1 protein-coding gene is annotated in these 1,520 nt (G+C 73.2%); it reads right to left on the bottom strand.

Annotated features, from left to right (window positions below; translation table 11 throughout):
• Positions 1-159 precede the first annotated feature (159 nt).
• A partial coding sequence (locus VGD44_RS24175; RefSeq protein ID WP_331090936.1) for a glycoside hydrolase family 3 C-terminal domain-containing protein occupies positions 160-1,520 on the bottom strand: 1,361 nt, incomplete at its 5' end.

Here is a 1,520-nt window from a genome sequence, read left to right as displayed (position 1 = left end):
GTCGCCTTCATCGACGGCCTCGTGGGCCTGGGCATGGCCGGGGAGGGCAGCCACGCGCCCGGCGAGACGGCGGACCTGAAGAGCCTCGACCGCCAGGCCAAGCGCGCGGCGCTGCTGATCACGCGGCTCTCGAAGGAGCCGAGTCCCAAGCGCTAGTCTCTAGTTGAGCCGCACCGTCGTTCTCAGCCGGACATCCCCCGCGGACCGCCCCACCAGCAGGTCGTACTCGCCCGCATCCACCGTCCAACCACCGTCCCAATATGCGAACGCACCGGGTTCCAGCTCCAGGGTCACTGTACGCCGCTCGCCGGGCTCCAGCGCCACCTTCGCGAACGCCTTCAGTTCCTTCGGCGGGCGCGGCAGGCGCGGGGACTTCGGGGCGACGTAGAGCTGGACCACCTCCGCCCCGGCGCGGTCACCGGTGTTGGTCACGGTGACGTCTACGCGCACCGGTTCCCCCACCTTCGCCGTGGCGGGAGCCGCCAGGTCGCCGAGCTCGAAGGTCGTGTAGGCGAGGCCGTGGCCGAAGGGGAACAGCGGCTCGACCTCCGCCTCGTCGAACCAGCGGTAGCCCACCGCCAAGCCTTCGGAATATTCGCAGACCTTCGGGTCGGGCTCCACGCGATGCGCCGGATGCACCCCGAACGCCTTGGGGAAGGTCACCGGCAACCTGCCGCCGGGGCTCCGCGCCCCGGTCAGGACTGCGGCGAGCGCATCGGGCGCGGTCTCGCCCGGCAGCCACATCTGCAGGACGGCCCGCGCCTCGTCGATCCACGGCATGGCGAACGGCGAGCCGGTGTTCAGCACCACCACGGTGTTCGGGTTGGCCGCCAGCACCGCTCGGGCCAGCGCGTCCTGCGCGCCGGGCAGGTCCATGTCCTCGCGGTCGTAGCCCTCGGCCTCGGTGACCGCGGCCGAACCCAACACGAGCACCACGGCGTCGGCGGCCTTCGCGGCTTCGACCGCCACCGACATCGGCTCGGAGGGCGCGCGGACGCCGAGGGCGACATAGTCCTGGTCCGGCCGTGCGGGGAGGTATTCCAGCTCGATCCGGTAGCCGCGGCCGGCCTCCAGATCGCGGGTCGCCAGGCGCCGCGCGGCCAACTGGCCCATGGAGTCGAACCGATCGGAGGTCGCCGCCGTCTCGGGGCCGATCAGCAGCGCCCCGTCCAGCGACAGCCGCGGCGTCCCCGTGGCGCGCAGGCCGAACTCGTAGGTCCCCGAATCCTCCGGCCAGAACCAGCCGCTCCAGCGGAACGCGCCGTAGGCCGGCCGCCGCGCCTGGGCCACCGCGCCCATGACCCAGCGCAGCATGTGCCGCTCGACGCCGGCGCTGTTCGGCTCGCCGGTGAGGTCGTCGCTGGCGAAATACTCCGCCCTGAGCCCCTCGGCGCCGCGGGTCTCGTCGGGGCTGAACTGGCGGCGGTCGGCCGGCGGCGGGTAGGGATCGTTGTCGACGCCCCGGTGGACGGCGAGCTCCACGTCGGGGCCCAGCGCGGCGGCCAGGCCTTCGGCGAGGG

Origin of the sequence: Phenylobacterium sp., from assembly GCF_036402295.1 — a bacterium.
In the GTDB taxonomy this organism is placed as follows: Bacteria; Pseudomonadota; Alphaproteobacteria; order Caulobacterales; family Caulobacteraceae; genus Phenylobacterium.
This window is presented reverse-complemented; position numbering and strand designations above follow the sequence as displayed.